This window comes from Variovorax sp. efr-133-TYG-130 (genome assembly GCF_030208835.1).
Classification (GTDB): domain Bacteria; phylum Pseudomonadota; class Gammaproteobacteria; order Burkholderiales; family Burkholderiaceae_C; genus Variovorax.
The window spans coordinates 16,354-31,984 of sequence record NZ_JARVTD010000012.1; the positions used below are offsets into that span (position 1 = coordinate 16,354).

Below are 15,631 nucleotides of genomic sequence, written 5' to 3' on the forward strand. Positions count from 1 at the left end.
GAGTCCAGGAATGAAGACACGATTCGCAGGGTCTTGGAGGGCATCGGGCACATCAAGGATCTGAAGCCCGTCCCCTTGCCATCGACTCCCGAACATTGAGTGAGCCGGAGCTCCACATGGGATTTTTCGAGCAATTCTTCACGTGGCTGACGGCGCAGCTAAGCGTCTATGTGAGCACCAATGCTGCCCGAATCGCCTCGGCAATCGAACCTGCGGTGGTCACGCTCGCGACTGTCTACGTGATGCTTTGGGGCTTCCTGAGCCTTTCTGGACGAATTCAAGAACCCCTCTGGGAAGGTGTGAAGCGCATTTTCATGGTTGGCATCGTGCTGGGTCTCAGTCTAAGACTCTGGATGTACAACGACGTTGCTGTAGACACATTTACGCGAGGCCCTGACCAGCTGGCCGCAGCCATTCTCGGTTCTGCGTCGACTGTATCCGCGGTCGACCAGATCTGGATGGACGGAAATTCGATCGCAGAGCAGTTGTTGAGCAAGGGAAGCGTGCTCAACGAAAACTTTGCCTACTATCTCGCAGGATTTCTTGTCTATCTGCTGATTGGGCTGACGGTCGTCGTCACCGCATTCTTGTTGGCACTGTCCAAGGTCGCCCTGGCTCTGCTCCTCGCGCTGGGCCCGCTATTCATTGCCCTTTTGTTCTTCGACGCCACCAAGCGCTTCTTCGAGGCGTGGCTCGCCCAGCTCGCCAACTACGCACTCATCACGGTGCTCGTCACGCTGACGGCGGCACTCCTTCTGCATGTTCTTCGCTCATACACCCAGAATGCCGTCTCGCTGGGAAGCGCGGTCACCGTCACGGAGGGCGCCAGAGTGTGCCTGGCCTCCGCGTTCATCTTCCTTGTCATGCGCCAGGTCATGCCCATTGCTGCGAGCCTTGCAAGTGGTGTCGCGCTCTCCTCGTTCGGCGTGGTCAGCGGGATGGCGCAGTGGGCCATGGGCGGTGCCAAACGCACCGGCTACGAGGTCGGGCGGGGCGTCCTCGACGGCATGGGTCGACAACCCGGAAGTCGGTGGGATTCCTTCCGACGCCAGGCGGGTCACCGCATCGGCTCCGGGATCGCCTCGATGGTTCGCGACGGGACATCGCGCCGCGGCGGCACGGTGATCCCGCGCGAGCGGGCCATGCCGAATCACGGCCGGACGGACTGACCGAAGGGAGCGTTCGATGAGGCTCGTGGTCACTCTCCTTGCATCGGCCCTGATTTCTTCCTGCGGCACTCGCCCGCCGCTGCCGCCTGAGTGTGAAGGGCCGCTCACGCCGATCAATGCCGCGACAGGCACCACCATCCCGGGAGCGGTCAGTGAATCGCAACGCCGGTATTGAAAGCTACCTGGCAGAAGCCCGGAACTGGGAGCTCGACCGCGCTCGCCGGTCGGAGCGTTCGGCCAGGCTCGCGTGGGTCTTGACCGCCGTCGCAACCGGTATCGCTGTGCTCTCTGTGGCCGCCGTTGCCGGTCTCACACCGCTCAAGCAGCCTGTTCCCGTTCTGATCCGTGTGGACAGCAGCACAGGCATCGTCGACATCGTTCCGGCCTACGAAGGTACGACCGACATCGAACAGGTGGTGACGCGCAATCTGCTGCAGAACTATGTGGTGGCCCGCGAGCGCTACTTTTATGGGATCGCGGAGACGGACTATGAGCTGGTCGCTTCGCAGAATTCGCCTCGTCTCAACCAGGAATGGGCCGCCCTGTGGGCCGCGAACAATCCGGCCTCTCCCCTGAACGCCTACAAGGACGGCACGACCATACGGACGCAGATTCGCTCCGTCAGCTTTCTCAAGCTGGAAAGTGGCAGGGACAGGCTGGCCCAGGTCCGGTTCACCCGATACACCCGCGCCGGCGGTACCGGTGACGAGCAGGCGAGTCACTGGGTCTCGACCGTGGAGTTTGCATACGTCCAGCCTTCCAAGGACAACAAATGGCGCTCGCTCAATCCACTGGGTTTCCGCATCGTCGAGTACCGCCGCGAACCCGAGGTCGCCACCGCGAGCGCTCCGGCCCACCCGCAGGAGGCGCGATGAAGTCCTACCGCTGCCCGTGGCGCGTGGCGCTGGAAACCGGCATGGCTTCGCTGCTGTGCTTCGCGGCGCCTTTCGCGGATGCCGTGACCGTGCCCCCTGTGGGCAAGGTGGATGCGCGCGTTCGGGTCGTTGCCTACAACGCCGATGACGTCGTCGCGCTGCATGGCTACGTGGGCTATCAGATTCATCTGCGTTTCGCCGAGGGAGAGGAGTTCGTGAACCTCGGCTCGGGTGACAACGGCGCCTTCGATGTGGGCGCGGAGCGCAACCATTTTTTCATCAAGCCGAGGGAAGCACGGGCCGCCACGAACCTCACCGTGCTCACCAACCGGCGGGCTTATCACTTCGACTACGTGGTCTCCGCCCATGCGCCCTCGGGGGCTGCGGGGCGGCGCATGGTGTATTCGATTCGCTTCACCTATCCCGAGGACGAAGCGCGTGCGGCGGCAGCCGACGAGGAACGTCGCCGTGCCGAAGCGCTCATGCGGCGGGCACCCGAGGGGCCGCGCAACACCGACTACTGGTTCTGCGGCAGCGGGTCGCTGAAGCCCTTGAGCGCTTCCGACGACGGCATCCAGACTCGGCTGCGCTTCCAGGCTCGTGCCGAATTCCCGGCGCTGTTCGTGCAGAACGACGACGGATCCGAGTCGCTGCTGAACTTCAACGTCGAGGACGACGAGGTGGTCATCCACCGGCTCGCACGACGGTTCATCCTGCGCCGCGGCAGGCTGGTGGGTTGCGTCGTGAACCGGTCCTTCCACGGCGACGGTGCCCGCACCACGACCCACACGAGCGTGCAAGGCGTCCAGCGCCTCACCGCCGGAGACGGCCCATGACCTCGCACAGCGGCGTGGAACAACCATCTTCATTCGAACCCGGGAACCGACGCCCCGGTGGTGCAGCCGGCGAGGTGGACCCGGCGACCGGGGAGATCCTCGCCCCACGCGACATGCACGAGCACGCCGAACGCCCGGCAGACGGAGAGGGCGCGTCGGTCGAGGGAGAGCGCACCATTCCCGCGGTCAATCGCGAGCGATCCATCCAATCGAGGATCAGGAGTTCGCTGGCCCTTTCCACCATCCTTCTCCTTGGCGCCGGGTTTCTCTTCTGGTACTACGGCACCCAGTATTCCCGCAACCGCGAGAGTCTAGAAGCTGCGCGCAGGACGGCCATGGCCCGTGCCGGCGGCGAGATGAAGGTCCCGCCGTTGGGGCACATCCAGCCGCCCCGCGCGTCCGATGCAGCCTCGGCAGCCAGCGCGGGGCCGCCCCCCGCGCCTGCGGCCGCAGCGGCCAGCAGCGGACCTCCGCCGAAGACACCCGAAGAGCTGGCCCTTGAACGGCAGCTGGCCGCCCCGGTCCTGCGGCGTGCGCCAATGCTGCAGGGCGGCAACGCACCCGCGCATGCATCCTTGGGAACCGCCACGGACACGCCTTCCTTCAGCGGGATCGGTGGCGTGCCCCACATGGCGCAACTGCTTGGCGCCGCCCCGGCCTCCGGGGCAGCGACCACAAGCAACGGGAGCAGTCCGCTTGCGGCGAACCTCAAGCCGACGCCCACGCCCGCCATCGCCGCCACGATGCTCGCGACGCGGCGCCTGCTGCTGCCCAAGGGGGCCTTCATCGACTGCACGCTGGAAACGGCGATCGACTCGACCTACGAAGGCATGACCACCTGCATCGGTGCGAACGACATCTACGGTGCGGACGGCAAGGTGGTCCTCCTGGAACGCGGTACCAAGTACGTGGGCGAGCAACGCGGGGCTCCCCGCCAGGGCCAGGGGCGCGTCTTCATCCTCTGGAACGAAGCGCGCACGCCCACCGGCGTCGTCGTCCAGCTCGCATCGCCCGGTACGGACGAACTCGGCCGCAACGGCCTGCCCGGCTTCGTCGATACCCATTTCTGGGAGCGCTTCGGCGCGGCCATCCTGGTCTCGGTGATCGACGGGACCATGCAGGCCTTCGCCGCGCATCGGCAAGGAGGCTCCACCGTCGGCGGTGGCACCGGCGTGGTGCTGGCGCCGCAGGGCAGCCGCGACGTGCTCACGGAGATCCTGCGAAGCACGGTCTCGATGCCACCCACCATCATCAAGAACCAGGGCGAGCGCATCCAGATCCTGGTCGCCCGCGATGTGGATTTCAGGAGCGTCTATGCCCTTAGGACCGTCTCCACCCCTCCTTGAGCGCGAGTCCGGCGCGACGCCCAGCGGCCTTCAGCCTGCAGGTCAGCCTCCGGGTGCGGCGCCGCCTGGCCCTGCAACGACCCCACCCTCGTCGCTGGCGCTGTTTCTCGGCCCGCTCGAGCCGCTGCTGAACGACCCGGAAGTGACCGAGATCTGCATCAACGCGCCGGGCGCGGCTTTCGTGGAGCGGCAGACGGGCTGGACGCGCGAGGTCCTCGCGTTCGCCAGCTTCGAATGGTGCATGTCCATTGCCAAGCTGGTGGCCAACTTCACGCGCCAGCGCGTCTCTGCGAGCGAACCGCTGCTGTCCGCCACATTGCCCGGCGGCGAACGCATCCAGCTCGTGCTGCCGCCGGCCACCCTGGAAGGCACCGTATCGATCACCATCCGGCGGCCGTCAGGCGCCATCTGGACCCTGGAGGAACTTGAACAACGCCACGTCTTCGCGCAGACGCGCCGCGCACCCGGGGTGCGAGCGCCGCAGGCGGCCTCTCAAGAGCTGCGCGACGACGACCGCGAGCTCGCGGCGCTTCTTGAGGGTGGGCAGTTCGTGCCTTTCCTGCGCCGGGCCGTCCAGCTGCGCAAGAACATCCTCCTGTCCGGCGCCACCGGGTCCGGCAAGACCACGGTCAGCAAGGCGCTGATCCTCGAGGTGCCTGCGCAGGACCGGCTCATCACCATCGAGGACGTGAAGGAGCTGTCGCTGCGCAACCAGCCCAACCATGTGCGGCTCTTCTATTCGCAGGGTGCCCAAGGGCAGGCGGAGGTCACGCCCGGCCAGTTGCTGGCGAGCGCGAAGCGGCAGCGCCCCGACCGGGTCTTCGTGTCGGAGCTGCGCACCGGCGAGGAGGTCTACGACTACCTGGTGTCCGTCAACACGGGTCATCCCGGGTCGATCACCAGCGTGCATGCGGACAGTGCCGAGATGGCCTTCGTGGCCTTGGCCCAGCTCATGAGACGCAGTCCTGCTGGTCGCGGCATGAGCACGCGCGAAGGCGTTGAATTGGCCCAATTGAGCGTGGATGTGGTGGTGCAGTGCGCACGCGAGCGGCAGCACCGGATCGTGCGGGAGATCTGGCATGAACCAGGCACCAAGCTCCGAGGCCTGGCCTAGCCCTTTCAGGATCGCGGTCGCGCTGCTTGCAGCGGCGACGTTTGGCCTGTATCTGGCTGGCTATGTCTTCCTCGTCGCGATGAAACTGCCGCCGGCGCATGCGACGCTGCTGACCCTCTACCAGTACTGGGCGACCGAAGGCGAGCGTCCCGCGGTGTGGCGCACGCTCCTGGCCTCGCTGGTGGGTTCGCAGGCCCTGACGCTGGGTCTCGTCGGCCTCGCGATGCTGCCGAGGCAGCGCCCCCTCTACGGCGAAGCGCGCTTCGCCAGCCGGCGCGAGATCGCGAAGGCGGGCCTGCTCGACGAACACGGCATCATCCTCGGACGCCTGGGCGGGCGCTATCTGGTCCTGCCGGGCCAGCAGGGGGCCGCGCTGGAAGCGCCCCCTCGCAGCGGCAAGGGCGTGGGCGTGGTGATTCCCAACCTGCTGAACTGGCCCGGCTCGACCATCGTCAGCGACGTCAAGGGCGAGAACTTCATGCGTACCGCGGGTTTTCGCGCGGCGCACGGGCAGGCCGTCCACCTGTTCGACCCCCTGTCCGAGCGCGAATGCTCCGCGCGCTGGAACCCGCTGGGCTACGTGTCCGAGTCGCCCTACCGCTGCATCGACGATCTGCAGCGCATCGGCACGATGCTGTTTCCCGATCCGCTGGCCGGAGATCCTTTCTGGACCTCGTCGGCGCGCTCGCTTTTCCTGGGCATCGCCCTCTACCTGTTCGAGACCGAGGGGGCCCCACGCACCCTGGGGGAAGTGCTTCGCCAGGGCATGGCCAGCGACGACGAAGGTTTCCAGAAGCACTGGAAGCGGGTGATCGACGCCTGCGACCGGGCCGGCTATCCGCTGTCCCATGAGGCGGTCCAGAGTCTGTATGACGTCATCGACCTCGCTCCGACGACGGCCTCGAGCATCCGCAAGACCTTCACGAGCCGCCTGGACCTGTGGCTCAACCCGATGATCGACGCGGCCACGTCCGCCAACGACTTCGATCTGCGCGAGCTTCGCAAGCGGCCGATCTCGATCTACGTCCAGATCAATCCGGACAACATCGCTCGCCTGCAGCCTTTGCTCAATCTTTTCTTCCAGCAGGCCATCGGCCTGCAGACGCGCGAGTTGCCGGAGCACAACCCGGCGCTGCGCCACCAACTGCTCCTGATGCTCGACGAATTTCCAGCGTTGGGGCGGATCCCTGTCATTGCGGAGTCCACCGCCTTCCTGCCAGGGTACAACGTGCGCACGGTCATCATCGTGCAGTCCAACTCCCAGCTCGTGGAGAAATACGGACTCGAAGGCGCCAAGTCCATCAGGAAGATGCTGGCCGCACGCATCGTGTTCCCGCCGAGGGAATACGACGATGCAGAAGCCATCTCGCGGGAACTGGGCACCCGCACGGTCCGGCAAAGGAGCATCAGCCGTCCGATGTGGGGCGGCGCGGGCAAGTCTGCCTCCGTCACCATCAGCGACCAGCCTCGCCGCCTGCTGCTGCCACAGGAAATCAAGGAGCTCGGTTCCTCCCGGATGATCCTTTTCTATGAAGGACTGCGCCCCGTGCTCGCGCAGCGCATCTTCTACTTCCGCGACAAGGTCTTCGCGAGCAGGGAGTTGCCTCCCCCGCCGGTGCCGAAGCTGGACGTGGCGCGATCGGGGCGCGCTGTCACAGCCGCAGGGGCGGTACCCGCCGACAGCGAGGCCGCCGCCGCGGGGGAGTGTCCCGCCCTGCCCGCCGATCCCGGCGCGCTGCGGCCGCGCGGCCGCCCTGCGTCAACGAAAGATGCGGATGTCCGGCGCGGCGGTGAACAGGACGATGAATGGAGGCTGGAGGACTTTTCGTTCGACTTCGACGACGTGGAAATCCCCGTCGAGAAGCTCAGTGAGGAGGACCTCCAGCGCTGTGCCGAAGCCTTCATGGCGCAGGTCCTCGACTGAAGACCCGAAGACCTGAAGCCGTTCCAGCGGCCGCGCCCGTCACCTTCCCTTACCCTCATCACAAAGGATGCCACCATGTCCCGCATCGAACTCCCTGAAGGCCTCGCCACCGACAGCGAGGGCAGCATGTCCGGGGACTTGGCCGGCACTGTCCAAGCGGACGCTGCGCCCGCCCACGGCACACACGCCCGTGTCCCCGACGCCATCGAGCGGAATTACCTGCGCGTCGACGACCGCTATTTCTTCCCGGATCGCACGCTGGCGTTCATCGACGAAGGCCATCGCATCCGTGTAGGGACCGAGAACCTCGAGGTACTGCGCAACGTCGTCGCGATCGCGCGAGCGCGCGGCTGGCAGGCAATCTCGCTCAGAGGCACCGAGGCTTTCCGGCAGAACCTGTGGCGCGAGGCCACGTTGCGCGGGATCGAAGTCCAGGGCTATGAGCCCATGCCAGCCGAAATCCAGCAGCTGCATCGGATGCAGGTGCGCAGGCCTCCGTCGCGTGGCGCCGGACAGAGGCCGGCAGCCCCGGACAGCGGCCCCGATCCAGGCCAGCAATTCAATGACGGGCCGCGATCGCGCGAGGGCTCGCGCCCAACCATCCAGGGCCTGCTCGTCGCCGCGGGGGCCGCGCCGTACCGGTTCGACGCTACACAGCGCATGTCCTTCTACGCGACGGTCCGCTCGGAAGCCGGTGAGCGCACCGTCTGGGGCGCGGATCTCGAGCGCGCCCTTGCCGAATCGGCCTCCCGTCCACGCCTCGGTGACGAGGTGGTGCTGCGCCAGGAGGGCACCCATCCGGTCAAGATCCGGGACGCCTCCCGCGACATGGCGGGTGACGCCATCAGCGAAAAGACCCTCGTCGTGCAGCGCGCGAGGTGGCGCGTCGAAACCGCGGATCACCTGCGTGCCATGAAGCGCCACGCCGAGCACGTGCGCACAGGAGGACCTCTCTTCGAGACGTTGCTGCGCCAGGAACCCGGGCTGGCCGCGGCCGGGGCAGCCCTCGAGCTCGCCGCGCAATACGCGCGGCGCGTCACCACCGATCGGGCCTCGCAGCAAGGGCTGATGCACCTGATCCGCGAACGGATGGCCGATGCGCTGGAGCAAGGCCGTTCGATCCGTCTGCCGGCACGACGTCCACGTGCGATGCCCATGCAGGGTCGCGTACGCGGTGGCCGAGCCCTCGAGGAGCCAAGCCATGAGCGCTCTTAGGTCGCGACGCAGGTCCAGGCCAACGCGACCGGACACGCCTTGCCGCGGCGGGCCTGGCCGCCGCGCGAACGGCGCGCGCAGCGCTGCGCGCCGCTTTCGCGGCATCGCCATCGTCCGCACGGGCACAGCCCTGGACGGTTCCGGACGGTTCGCTGGAGGCGCTCAAATGGGTTGCTCTGGTGCTCATGGCGGGGGACCACATCAACAAGTACCTGCTGCACGAGGCCAGCGGAAGCCTCTACGCGCTGGGACGACTGGTGATGCCGCTCTTTGGCTTCGTGCTCATGACCCATCTGGCGCGACCCGAGGCCTTCCGCAACGGGGTGCATCTGCGCGTGATGAAGCGGCTGGCGGTATTTGCGCTGCTCGCGACGCAACGCCGTCAGACAGACGACGCTCAGTGACACTGGCTTGCCTTACGCGGTAGGGGTCACCTCTGCCGTCGTGGTCCGGCCACCTGGCGTTCAGCCGCTGCCCCCAATCCCTACAACGGCATGGGCCACCTGCCAGTGACGCCTGGGCGCACGAGTTTCGTCCGCGCCCGCCGTCTGCGGCATCAACGCGCGCGCTGCACGCGAACCGGCACCGACTTGTACGACGGCGTGCCGCTGCGCGGATCACGGTGCGACAGCGCGATCAGCACGTTGGCCTCGGGGTAGTAGGCTCCGGCCGATCCCCTGGGAATGTCGTAGGCCACCGCGGTGAGGTTCCTGAGCACGGCGCCGGGCGAGGCCGCCTCGCCTTCGAAGGGCACGGCTTCCAGGTCCACGCGGTCGCCCGGCGCCAGGCCTTGCGCGGCCAGGTCGTCGGGGTTCAGGAACACCACGTCCCGGCGCCCGAAGATGCCGCGGTAGCGGTCGTCGAAGCCGTAGATGGTGGTGTTGTACTGGTCATGGCTCCTGAGCGTGGCCAGGGTCAGCACCGCCGCGCCTGCCGCGCGCGGGTCCTCCTGGATGCCCGGCATGACCATGAACTGCGCCTTGCCCGAGGGGGTGTGCCAGATGCGCTGCGCAGGTCCGATCGGCAGCCGGAACCCGCCCGGCTGCCGGATGCGCAGGTTGTAGTCGGCGAACCCCGCCAAGACACCCTCGATGTCGTCGCGGATGCGGCCGTAGTCGGCCACCAGGGCATCCCAGTCGATGCCGTGCCGGTCGCCCAGCACCGCCTTGGCGATGCCCGCGACGATGGCCGGCTCCGAACGCACCTGGTCCGACGGCGGCGGCAGGCGCCCGGTGGAAGCGTGCACCATCGACATGGAATCTTCCACGGTGATCGATTGCGCGCCGCCCGCCTGCAGGTCGAGTTCGGTGCGCCCGAGGCAGGGCAGCAGCAGGCTTTGCCTGGCGGTGAGCAGGTGCGATCGGTTGGGCTTGGTCGCGATGTGCACGACCATTTCCAGGCCGCGCATGGCCGCAAAGGTGCGCTGCGGGTCGGGCATGGCCACGGCCAGGTTGCCGCCCAGGCACATGAGGAATCTCGAGCGGCCCGCTTCGATGGCTTCGACGGCTTCGGCGGCGTCGTGCCCGGGCCGCGCGGGCGGCGTGAAGCCGTAGACCCGCTCGATGCCCTGGCGCAGCGCCAGCGGCGCCTTCTCGTCGATGCCCACCGTGCGGTTGCCCTGCACATTGGAGTGTCCGCGCACCGGGCAGATGCCCGCGCCGGGGCGCCCGTAGTTGCCGCGCAGCATCAGCAGGTTCGAGATCTGCTGCACGTTGTCGGTGCCCAGCCGATGCTGGGTGATGCCCATGCCGAAGGCGACGATGGTGGCCTTGGCTTTGCAGTAGAGCCTTGCCACATGCTCGAGCGACGCGCGGCCCAGGCCCGAGGCGCGCTCCACGTCTGCCCATTCGGTGGCGCGCAGGTCATCGGCCAAAGCCTCGAAGCCCTGGGTGTGCGCGGCCATGAAATCGCGGTCGAGCAGGCCCGCGCCGCCGGCGGCCAGGTCGTCGTCATCGAGGGCCAGCACGGCCTTCATGACGCCCTTGAGCGCGGCGGCGTCCCCGCCGACCTTCACCTGCAGGTAGTCGCTGGCGATGTCGGTCGCGCTGAAGGTGGCCATCTCCAGCGGGTCCTGCGGCGCCGCGAAGCGTTCCAGCGCGCGCTCGCGCAGCGGGTTGAACACCACGATCGGTGCGCCGCGCCGTGCGGCCGCATGCAGCGTGGTCATCATGCGCGGATGGTTCGTGCCGGGGTTGTGCCCCATGGAGATGATCAGGTCGGCATGGTCGAAGTCTTCCAGCGACACCGTGCCCTTGCCGATGCCGATCGACTGCGGCAGGCCCACGCTGGTGGCTTCGTGGCACATGTTCGAGCAGTCGGGAAAATTGTTGGTGCCGTACGCGCGCGCGAACAGCTGGTAGAGGAACGCCGCTTCGTTCGACGCGCGGCCCGAGGTGTAGAACTCCGCCATGTCGGGCGAGGGAAGCGCTTTCAGCACCTTCGCGATGCGCGCGCAGGCCTCGTCCCATCCGATCTGCACGTAGCGGTCCGTGGCCGCGTCGTAGGCCATCGGGTGCGTGAGGCGGCCCAGGTCCTCGATGTCGTGGTCGCGCCAGCCCAGCAGCTCGCTCACGGTGTAGCGCTGGAACACCTCGGGCGTGGCGCGCTTGCGCGTGGCTTCCCAGGTCACGGCCTTGGCGCCGTTCTCGCAGAACTCGAAGGCCGAGGTGTGCTTCGGGTCGGGCCACGCGCAGCCGGGGCAGTCGAAGCCGTCGGGCTGGTTGTTGCGCAGCATGATGCGCGTGCCCGAGACGGCGCTCATCTGGCCGTGGATGGCCTTGGCGACCGCGCCCAGCGCGTCCCAGCCTCCGGCGGGGTGTTCGTACTGGCGGATGCCTGCGTCGGCGGAGCGGGTCATGACGTTGTCCTTGGGCGGATTGAAGTGTTCAGTTGCTGCACACGAAGCGAAGTGCGCGCGGGAAGTCGGTGGCGACCAGGTGCCATCGTGCGGGTTGCCGCTTGCACCGCGGTTTCATGAAGGCGGCGACATATTTCATCTGTAGCGCGGCGCGACATTCGCCACGTGCACGGCAGTACGGAATTGCATCTGCAACATGGCCGCCTGAAATGAAATGACCAGGCAACCGGCCCGGCGCAAAGTGCATCCATGGGCCACCGGCCAAGCATCAGCCGGCGGTCCATCCACCCTCTCCGATGCGACCGATACAACCTGCAGGCACTTCCATGTCCATGACACCTGAATCCACCATCGCCCGCCGCCAGGCGCCCTTGCACACGCCGACCGCGCTTGGCGCCGAGGCCCGGCGCGACATCGGCGGCGGCCTTGCCGCCCTGCTCGCGGACAGCTTCGCGCTGTACCTGAAGACCAAGAACTTCCATTGGCACATGTCGGGCCCGCACTTTCGCGACTACCACCTGATGCTGGACGAGCAGTCGGACCAGATCTTCGCCATGACCGACCCCATCGCCGAGCGCGCCCGCAAGCTGGGAGGCACCACGCTGCGCTCGATCGGCGACATCACGCGCCACCAGCGCCTGTCGGACAACGATGCGCCGTTCGTCACCCCGGCGGACATGCTGGCCGAGCTGCGCGAGGACAACCTGCGCCCGGTCGACTTCATGCGCGCCACGCACGGCATGTGCGACGGCTACGGCGACGTGGCCACGGCCAGCCTGCTGGAGGTCTGGATCGACGAGACCGAGCGCCGCGCATGGTTCCTGTTCGAGAGCGGCCGCCAGGGCTGAACGGACGATGGCACCGGGACGCAAGGGCCCGGTGCGCGCCGCCTCAGTGCAGCACCTGCACCTGCGGCTCGAACACGTAGCCTGCCCCGCGCTCGGTGCGGATCATCTTCGGCGCCGAGGCATCGATCTCGATCTTGCGGCGCAGCCGCAGGATCTGCACGTCGATGGAGCGGTCGTACACCTCGGCGCCATGCAGGCGCGACAGCTCCAGCAGCTGGTCGCGCGAGAGCACGCGCTGGGGCTGCTCGCACAGCGCCAGCAGCAGGTTGAACTCGCCGTTGCTCAGTTCCACGCGCTGCCCCTCGGGCGAGGTCAGCCGGCGCGCCAGCAGGTTCAGCTCCCAGCCCGCGAAGCGGTAGGCCCGGCGCTTGGTGCTGCGCCCGGCCGGCGCCGCCTCGGTGCGCGCCTGATAGCGGCGCAGCACGGCGCGGATGCGCGCGAGCATTTCCCGGTTGCTGAAGGGCTTGGTGACGTAGTCGTCGGCGGCGATCTCCAGGCCCATGACACGGTCGGCCTCGTCCTGCTTGCCGGTGACGATGATCACCGGCAGCTCGCTGGTGTCGCGCAGGCCGCGCGCCAGCTGCATGCCATCCTCCCCGCCCAGGCGCAGGTCGAGCAGCACCAGGTCGATGACCGTCTCCTGCAGCACCGCGGTCATCTCGGCGCCGCTGGCCACGGCCGTCACCTGGAATTCGTTCTCCGTCAGGTACGCGGACATCAGCTCGCGCAGTGCCGGGTCGTCGTCGACCACGAGGATGTGGGGTGCAGCAGTGTTCATGGCGCCCGAAGCGTAATTCAATTGGTCCTACGGGCGCCTACCGGCACATTACAAATGAAATGAAGCGCCGCCGATCTGACATCGCCCCGGCACCTGCGTCGGCGCCAATACGTTCCTGGGGCGCTGGAGCGCCGGCACGAACAGGGACTGATTTCATGTCGAACATCATGGTTTTCGAGGAAGATGGCGCGATGCGCGTGCTGATCTCCGAATGGCTGGGCAGCGAGGGACACCGGGTCCGCTCGCTGCCGCGGCATGGCGCCGCGCTCGACGCCGCGGCCGACCCCACGGTCGACCTCGTCGTGCTCGACCTGCCGCATCCGCGCTCGCGCAGCGGCGACGCCTTGCGCGCCGTGCAGGCCGTGCACGCCGCGTATCCGCGCTCGGCGGTCGTCGGCATCTCCGCGCAGGTGGCGCGCAGCCTGGGCGACACCTCGGAGGTCACCCGGGCGCTGGGGGTCAGCCGACTGCTCGCCAAGCCCTGCTCCCGGGAAGAGCTGCTGGGCGCCGTCGCGGCCGCCCTCGCCGCATGACGTCGAGCGAGCGGCTGCGGCAGCGGATCATCGCGGCGGGCGTGGTGCTGGTGGCGGCATTCGCCGGCTCGGCGGTCTACGACGGCTGGCGCCTGCACCAGCAGATCACCTTCGCGACCGAACGCGAGCTCGGCAACCTCGCCAAGGCCCTGGCCGAGCAGGGCGCCCGCAACCTCCAGGCCGTCGACCTGCTGCTGCGCGACACCGGCGAGTGGTGGGAGACCACCGGCCGTGCGCTGGCGCCCGAAGCCGTCGCGGAGGCGCTCGCCTCGCGCGTGGTGGGCGTGTCGCAGGTCAGCGTGCTGACGGTGGTCGACGCCCAGGGCCGGCAGCGGCACCGCTCGCGCGTCACGGGCGAGCCGCTGGCGGACGTCTCGGACCGGCCGTACTTCCAGCACCAGCGCCAGGGCTCCGCGGACGGCCTGTTCATCAACGAGCCGGTCGTCACGCGCACCGACGGGCGCCCCGCCCTGGTGGTGTCACGCCGGCTCACGGCGCCGGGGGGCGGCTTCGACGGGGTCGTCACCGCCATCGTCACCTTGCAGGAACTGCAGGCCGCCTATTCGGCCCTGGCGCTGGGGGAAGGCAGCGCGCTGCTGCTCACGCTGGACGACGGCACGCTGGTGGTGCGCCAGCCGGAGGAGCCCGGCATGCCCAGCGGCCAGCGCTTTCCGGAACTCACGGCGCTGCGGGGCGCCCCGCTGATCGACCGCTCGGTGAGCCCCGTCGACGGCAGGGCCAAGCTGGTCGCCGCCGTGGGCCTGGGCAAGCGGCCGCTGACCCTGACCATCACGCGCGACGAACACCATGCGCTGCGCCCCTGGCACGACGAGATGCGAAGCGCCATCGTGCGCACGCTGCTGCTCGCGACGCTGGTGGTGCTCACGATCGCCGGGCTGTTGCGCCAGCTGCGGCGCCTGGAAGCCGGCGAGGCCGAGAAGGCGGCCCTGCAGGCGCGGCTGCAGAAGGCCCAGCGGCTGGAGTCGCTGGGCACGCTGGCCGGCGGCATCGCCCACGACTTCAACAACATCCTGGGCGCGATCCTCGGTTTCGGCGAGATGGCCCAGCAGCATGCCGAGCCCGGCAGCGACATGCGCCGCTACATCGACCGCGTGATGCAGGCCGGCGCGCGCGCGCGCGTGCTGGTGCGCCGCATTCTCGAGTTCAGCCGCAGCGGCGTGGCCGAGCGCCTGCCGGTGAACATCCAGGCCGTGGTGGAAGAGGCCCTGGCGATGCTGCGCCCGACATTGCCCGAGGCCATCCGCATCGACACGCGGCTGGAGGCCGGCACGGCCGCCGTGCTGGGCGACGGCACGCAACTGCACCAGGTGGTGATGAATCTGTGCACCAACGCCGCCCAGGCGCTGGGCGACGCCGGCAGCATCGCGGTCGGGCTGGATCGCGCCACCTCGAGCGTGGCGCAGCCGATGCTGCATGGCGAACTGGCTCCCGGCACCTATGTGCGGCTGGTGGTCGCCGACACCGGCGCGGGCATGCCGCCCGAGGTGCTGCAGCGCGCCTTCGATCCCTTCTTCACCACCAAGAAGCTGGGCGAAGGCACGGGCCTGGGGCTGTCGATGGTGCACGGCATCGTCACCGACCTGGGCGGCGCCATCGACATCGAGTCCGAGCCCGGCCACGGCACGCGCGTGACGGTGTGGCTGCCCGTGTGCGGCGAGTCCGAGGCGCCGCCCGCGCGCCCCGACCCGGCCTGGCCGCGCGGCAACGGGCAGGTCGTGATGGTGGTGGACGACGAGCGGCCGCTGGTCGAGCTGGCCGAGGAACTGCTGGCCGAGCTGGGCTACGAGCCGGTCGGCTTCGATTCGAGCGAACGCGCGCTGGAGGCCTTCCTGGCCGACCCGCAGCGCTTCGATGCGGTGCTCACCGACGAGATGCTCCCCGGCATGGCAGGCAGCGAGCTCGCCGCCAGGGTGCTCGCCCTGCGCCCCGGCCTGCCGGTGATCCTGGCCAGCGGCAATGTCGGTGCGGCGCTCGAGCAGCGTGCGCGCGACGCCGGCGTGGTCGCGCTGCTGCGCAAGCCGCTGGGGTTGCAGGAGCTCGCGGAAAGCCTGGCGCACGCGCTGGACGCACGCTGACGGCGCGCGAGGGACTGAGAGCTTGCAGGGCGCATTACGG

The 15,631-nt window shown here is 68.4% G+C and carries 13 protein-coding genes and 1 pseudogene; 12 read left to right on the forward strand and 2 right to left on the reverse strand.

The window, feature by feature from the left end; all coding sequences use genetic code 11:
- The first annotated feature begins 116 nt into the window (after nt 1-116).
- The 9 genes and pseudogenes from QRN67_RS15545 to QRN67_RS33310 form a co-directional block, all read left to right on the forward strand.
- Nucleotides 117-1,169, forward strand: a complete 1,053-nt coding sequence (locus QRN67_RS15545) for a TrbL/VirB6 family protein (RefSeq protein WP_285412486.1) — start codon at nt 117-119, stop codon at nt 1,167-1,169.
- 152 nt (nt 1,170-1,321) lie between these two features.
- Nucleotides 1,322-2,044, forward strand: a complete 723-nt coding sequence (locus tag QRN67_RS15550) for a VirB8 family type IV secretion system protein (protein ID WP_285412487.1) — start codon at nt 1,322-1,324, stop codon at nt 2,042-2,044.
- Nucleotides 2,041-2,880 carry a TrbG/VirB9 family P-type conjugative transfer protein gene (locus QRN67_RS15555; RefSeq protein ID WP_285412488.1) on the forward strand — a complete coding sequence of 280 codons (840 nt, stop codon included), beginning with the start codon at nt 2,041-2,043 and terminating at the stop codon, nt 2,878-2,880. The genes QRN67_RS15550 and QRN67_RS15555 overlap by 4 nt, the downstream gene beginning before the upstream one ends.
- A complete protein-coding gene (gene virB10 / locus QRN67_RS15560; protein ID WP_285412489.1) occupies nt 2,877-4,226 on the forward strand; it encodes a type IV secretion system protein VirB10 in 1,350 nt (449 codons plus the stop codon). Before QRN67_RS15555 ends, virB10 begins: the two co-directional genes overlap by 4 nt.
- Nucleotides 4,195-5,340, forward strand: coding sequence for a P-type DNA transfer ATPase VirB11 (gene virB11, locus QRN67_RS15565; RefSeq protein ID WP_285412490.1), 1,146 nt, complete (start codon nt 4,195-4,197; stop codon nt 5,338-5,340). Before virB10 ends, virB11 begins: the two co-directional genes overlap by 32 nt.
- Entirely contained in the window at nt 5,306-7,264 is a 1,959-nt protein-coding gene (locus QRN67_RS15570; protein WP_285412491.1) for a type IV secretory system conjugative DNA transfer family protein, read from the forward strand. Before virB11 ends, QRN67_RS15570 begins: the two co-directional genes overlap by 35 nt.
- Before the next feature lie 75 nt (nt 7,265-7,339).
- A complete protein-coding gene (locus QRN67_RS15575; RefSeq protein ID WP_285412492.1) occupies nt 7,340-8,479 on the forward strand; it encodes an LPD7 domain-containing protein in 1,140 nt (379 codons plus the stop codon).
- 152 nt (nt 8,480-8,631) lie between these two features.
- Complete coding sequence (locus tag QRN67_RS15580) at nt 8,632-8,883, forward strand: TraX family protein (protein WP_285412769.1); 252 nt, start codon at nt 8,632-8,634, stop codon at nt 8,881-8,883.
- Nucleotides 8,876-9,009, forward strand: a pseudogene (locus QRN67_RS33310) (IS701 family transposase); the annotation flags it as partial. The gene QRN67_RS15580 and the pseudogene QRN67_RS33310, both read left to right, overlap by 8 nt.
- Before the next feature lie 26 nt (nt 9,010-9,035).
- Here the strand turns inward: QRN67_RS33310 and QRN67_RS15585 are convergent.
- Nucleotides 9,036-11,336, reverse strand: a complete 2,301-nt coding sequence (locus tag QRN67_RS15585) for an FdhF/YdeP family oxidoreductase (RefSeq protein ID WP_285412493.1) — start codon at nt 11,334-11,336, stop codon at nt 9,036-9,038.
- A 326-nt stretch (nt 11,337-11,662) separates the two neighbouring features.
- Here QRN67_RS15585 and QRN67_RS15590 point away from each other — a divergent pair, with 326 nt between their 5' ends.
- Entirely contained in the window at nt 11,663-12,184 is a 522-nt protein-coding gene (locus QRN67_RS15590) for a Dps family protein (protein ID WP_285412494.1), read from the forward strand.
- 43 nt (nt 12,185-12,227) lie between these two features.
- Here the strand turns inward: QRN67_RS15590 and QRN67_RS15595 are convergent, their stop codons facing one another.
- Nucleotides 12,228-12,962, reverse strand: a complete 735-nt coding sequence (locus QRN67_RS15595; protein WP_081270341.1) for a response regulator — start codon at nt 12,960-12,962, stop codon at nt 12,228-12,230.
- A 155-nt stretch (nt 12,963-13,117) separates the two neighbouring features.
- Here QRN67_RS15595 and QRN67_RS15600 point away from each other — a divergent pair, with 155 nt between their 5' ends.
- Together QRN67_RS15600 and QRN67_RS15605 are read left to right on the forward strand one after the other, a co-directional pair.
- Complete coding sequence (locus QRN67_RS15600) at nt 13,118-13,495, forward strand: response regulator (protein WP_172839931.1); 378 nt, start codon at nt 13,118-13,120, stop codon at nt 13,493-13,495.
- Nucleotides 13,492-15,591 carry an ATP-binding protein gene (locus QRN67_RS15605; RefSeq protein ID WP_081270343.1) on the forward strand — a complete coding sequence of 700 codons (2,100 nt, stop codon included), beginning with the start codon at nt 13,492-13,494 and terminating at the stop codon, nt 15,589-15,591. Before QRN67_RS15600 ends, QRN67_RS15605 begins: the two co-directional genes overlap by 4 nt.
- The last annotated feature ends 40 nt before the right edge of the window (nt 15,592-15,631 follow it).

What these genes read in the sequence shown, in the direction of transcription:
- QRN67_RS15545 (WP_285412486.1), top strand. Translation starts at nt 117, where the DNA reads ATGGGATTTTTCGAGCAATTCTTCACGTGGCTGACGGCGCAGCTAAGC.
- QRN67_RS15555 (WP_285412488.1), top strand. Translation starts at nt 2,041, where the DNA reads ATGAAGTCCTACCGCTGCCCGTGGCGCGTGGCGCTGGAAACCGGCATG.
- virB10 (WP_285412489.1), top strand. Translation starts at nt 2,877, where the DNA reads ATGACCTCGCACAGCGGCGTGGAACAACCATCTTCATTCGAACCCGGG.
- virB11 (WP_285412490.1), top strand. Translation starts at nt 4,195, where the DNA reads ATGCCCTTAGGACCGTCTCCACCCCTCCTTGAGCGCGAGTCCGGCGCG.
- QRN67_RS15570 (WP_285412491.1), top strand. Translation starts at nt 5,306, where the DNA reads ATGAACCAGGCACCAAGCTCCGAGGCCTGGCCTAGCCCTTTCAGGATC.
- QRN67_RS15575 (WP_285412492.1), top strand. Translation starts at nt 7,340, where the DNA reads ATGTCCCGCATCGAACTCCCTGAAGGCCTCGCCACCGACAGCGAGGGC.
- QRN67_RS15585 (WP_285412493.1), bottom strand. Translation starts at nt 11,336, where the DNA reads ATGACCCGCTCCGCCGACGCAGGCATCCGCCAGTACGAACACCCCGCC.
- QRN67_RS15590 (WP_285412494.1), top strand. Translation starts at nt 11,663, where the DNA reads ATGTCCATGACACCTGAATCCACCATCGCCCGCCGCCAGGCGCCCTTG.
- QRN67_RS15595 (WP_081270341.1), bottom strand. Translation starts at nt 12,962, where the DNA reads ATGAACACTGCTGCACCCCACATCCTCGTGGTCGACGACGACCCGGCA.
- QRN67_RS15600 (WP_172839931.1), top strand. Translation starts at nt 13,118, where the DNA reads ATGTCGAACATCATGGTTTTCGAGGAAGATGGCGCGATGCGCGTGCTG.
- QRN67_RS15605 (WP_081270343.1), top strand. Translation starts at nt 13,492, where the DNA reads ATGACGTCGAGCGAGCGGCTGCGGCAGCGGATCATCGCGGCGGGCGTG.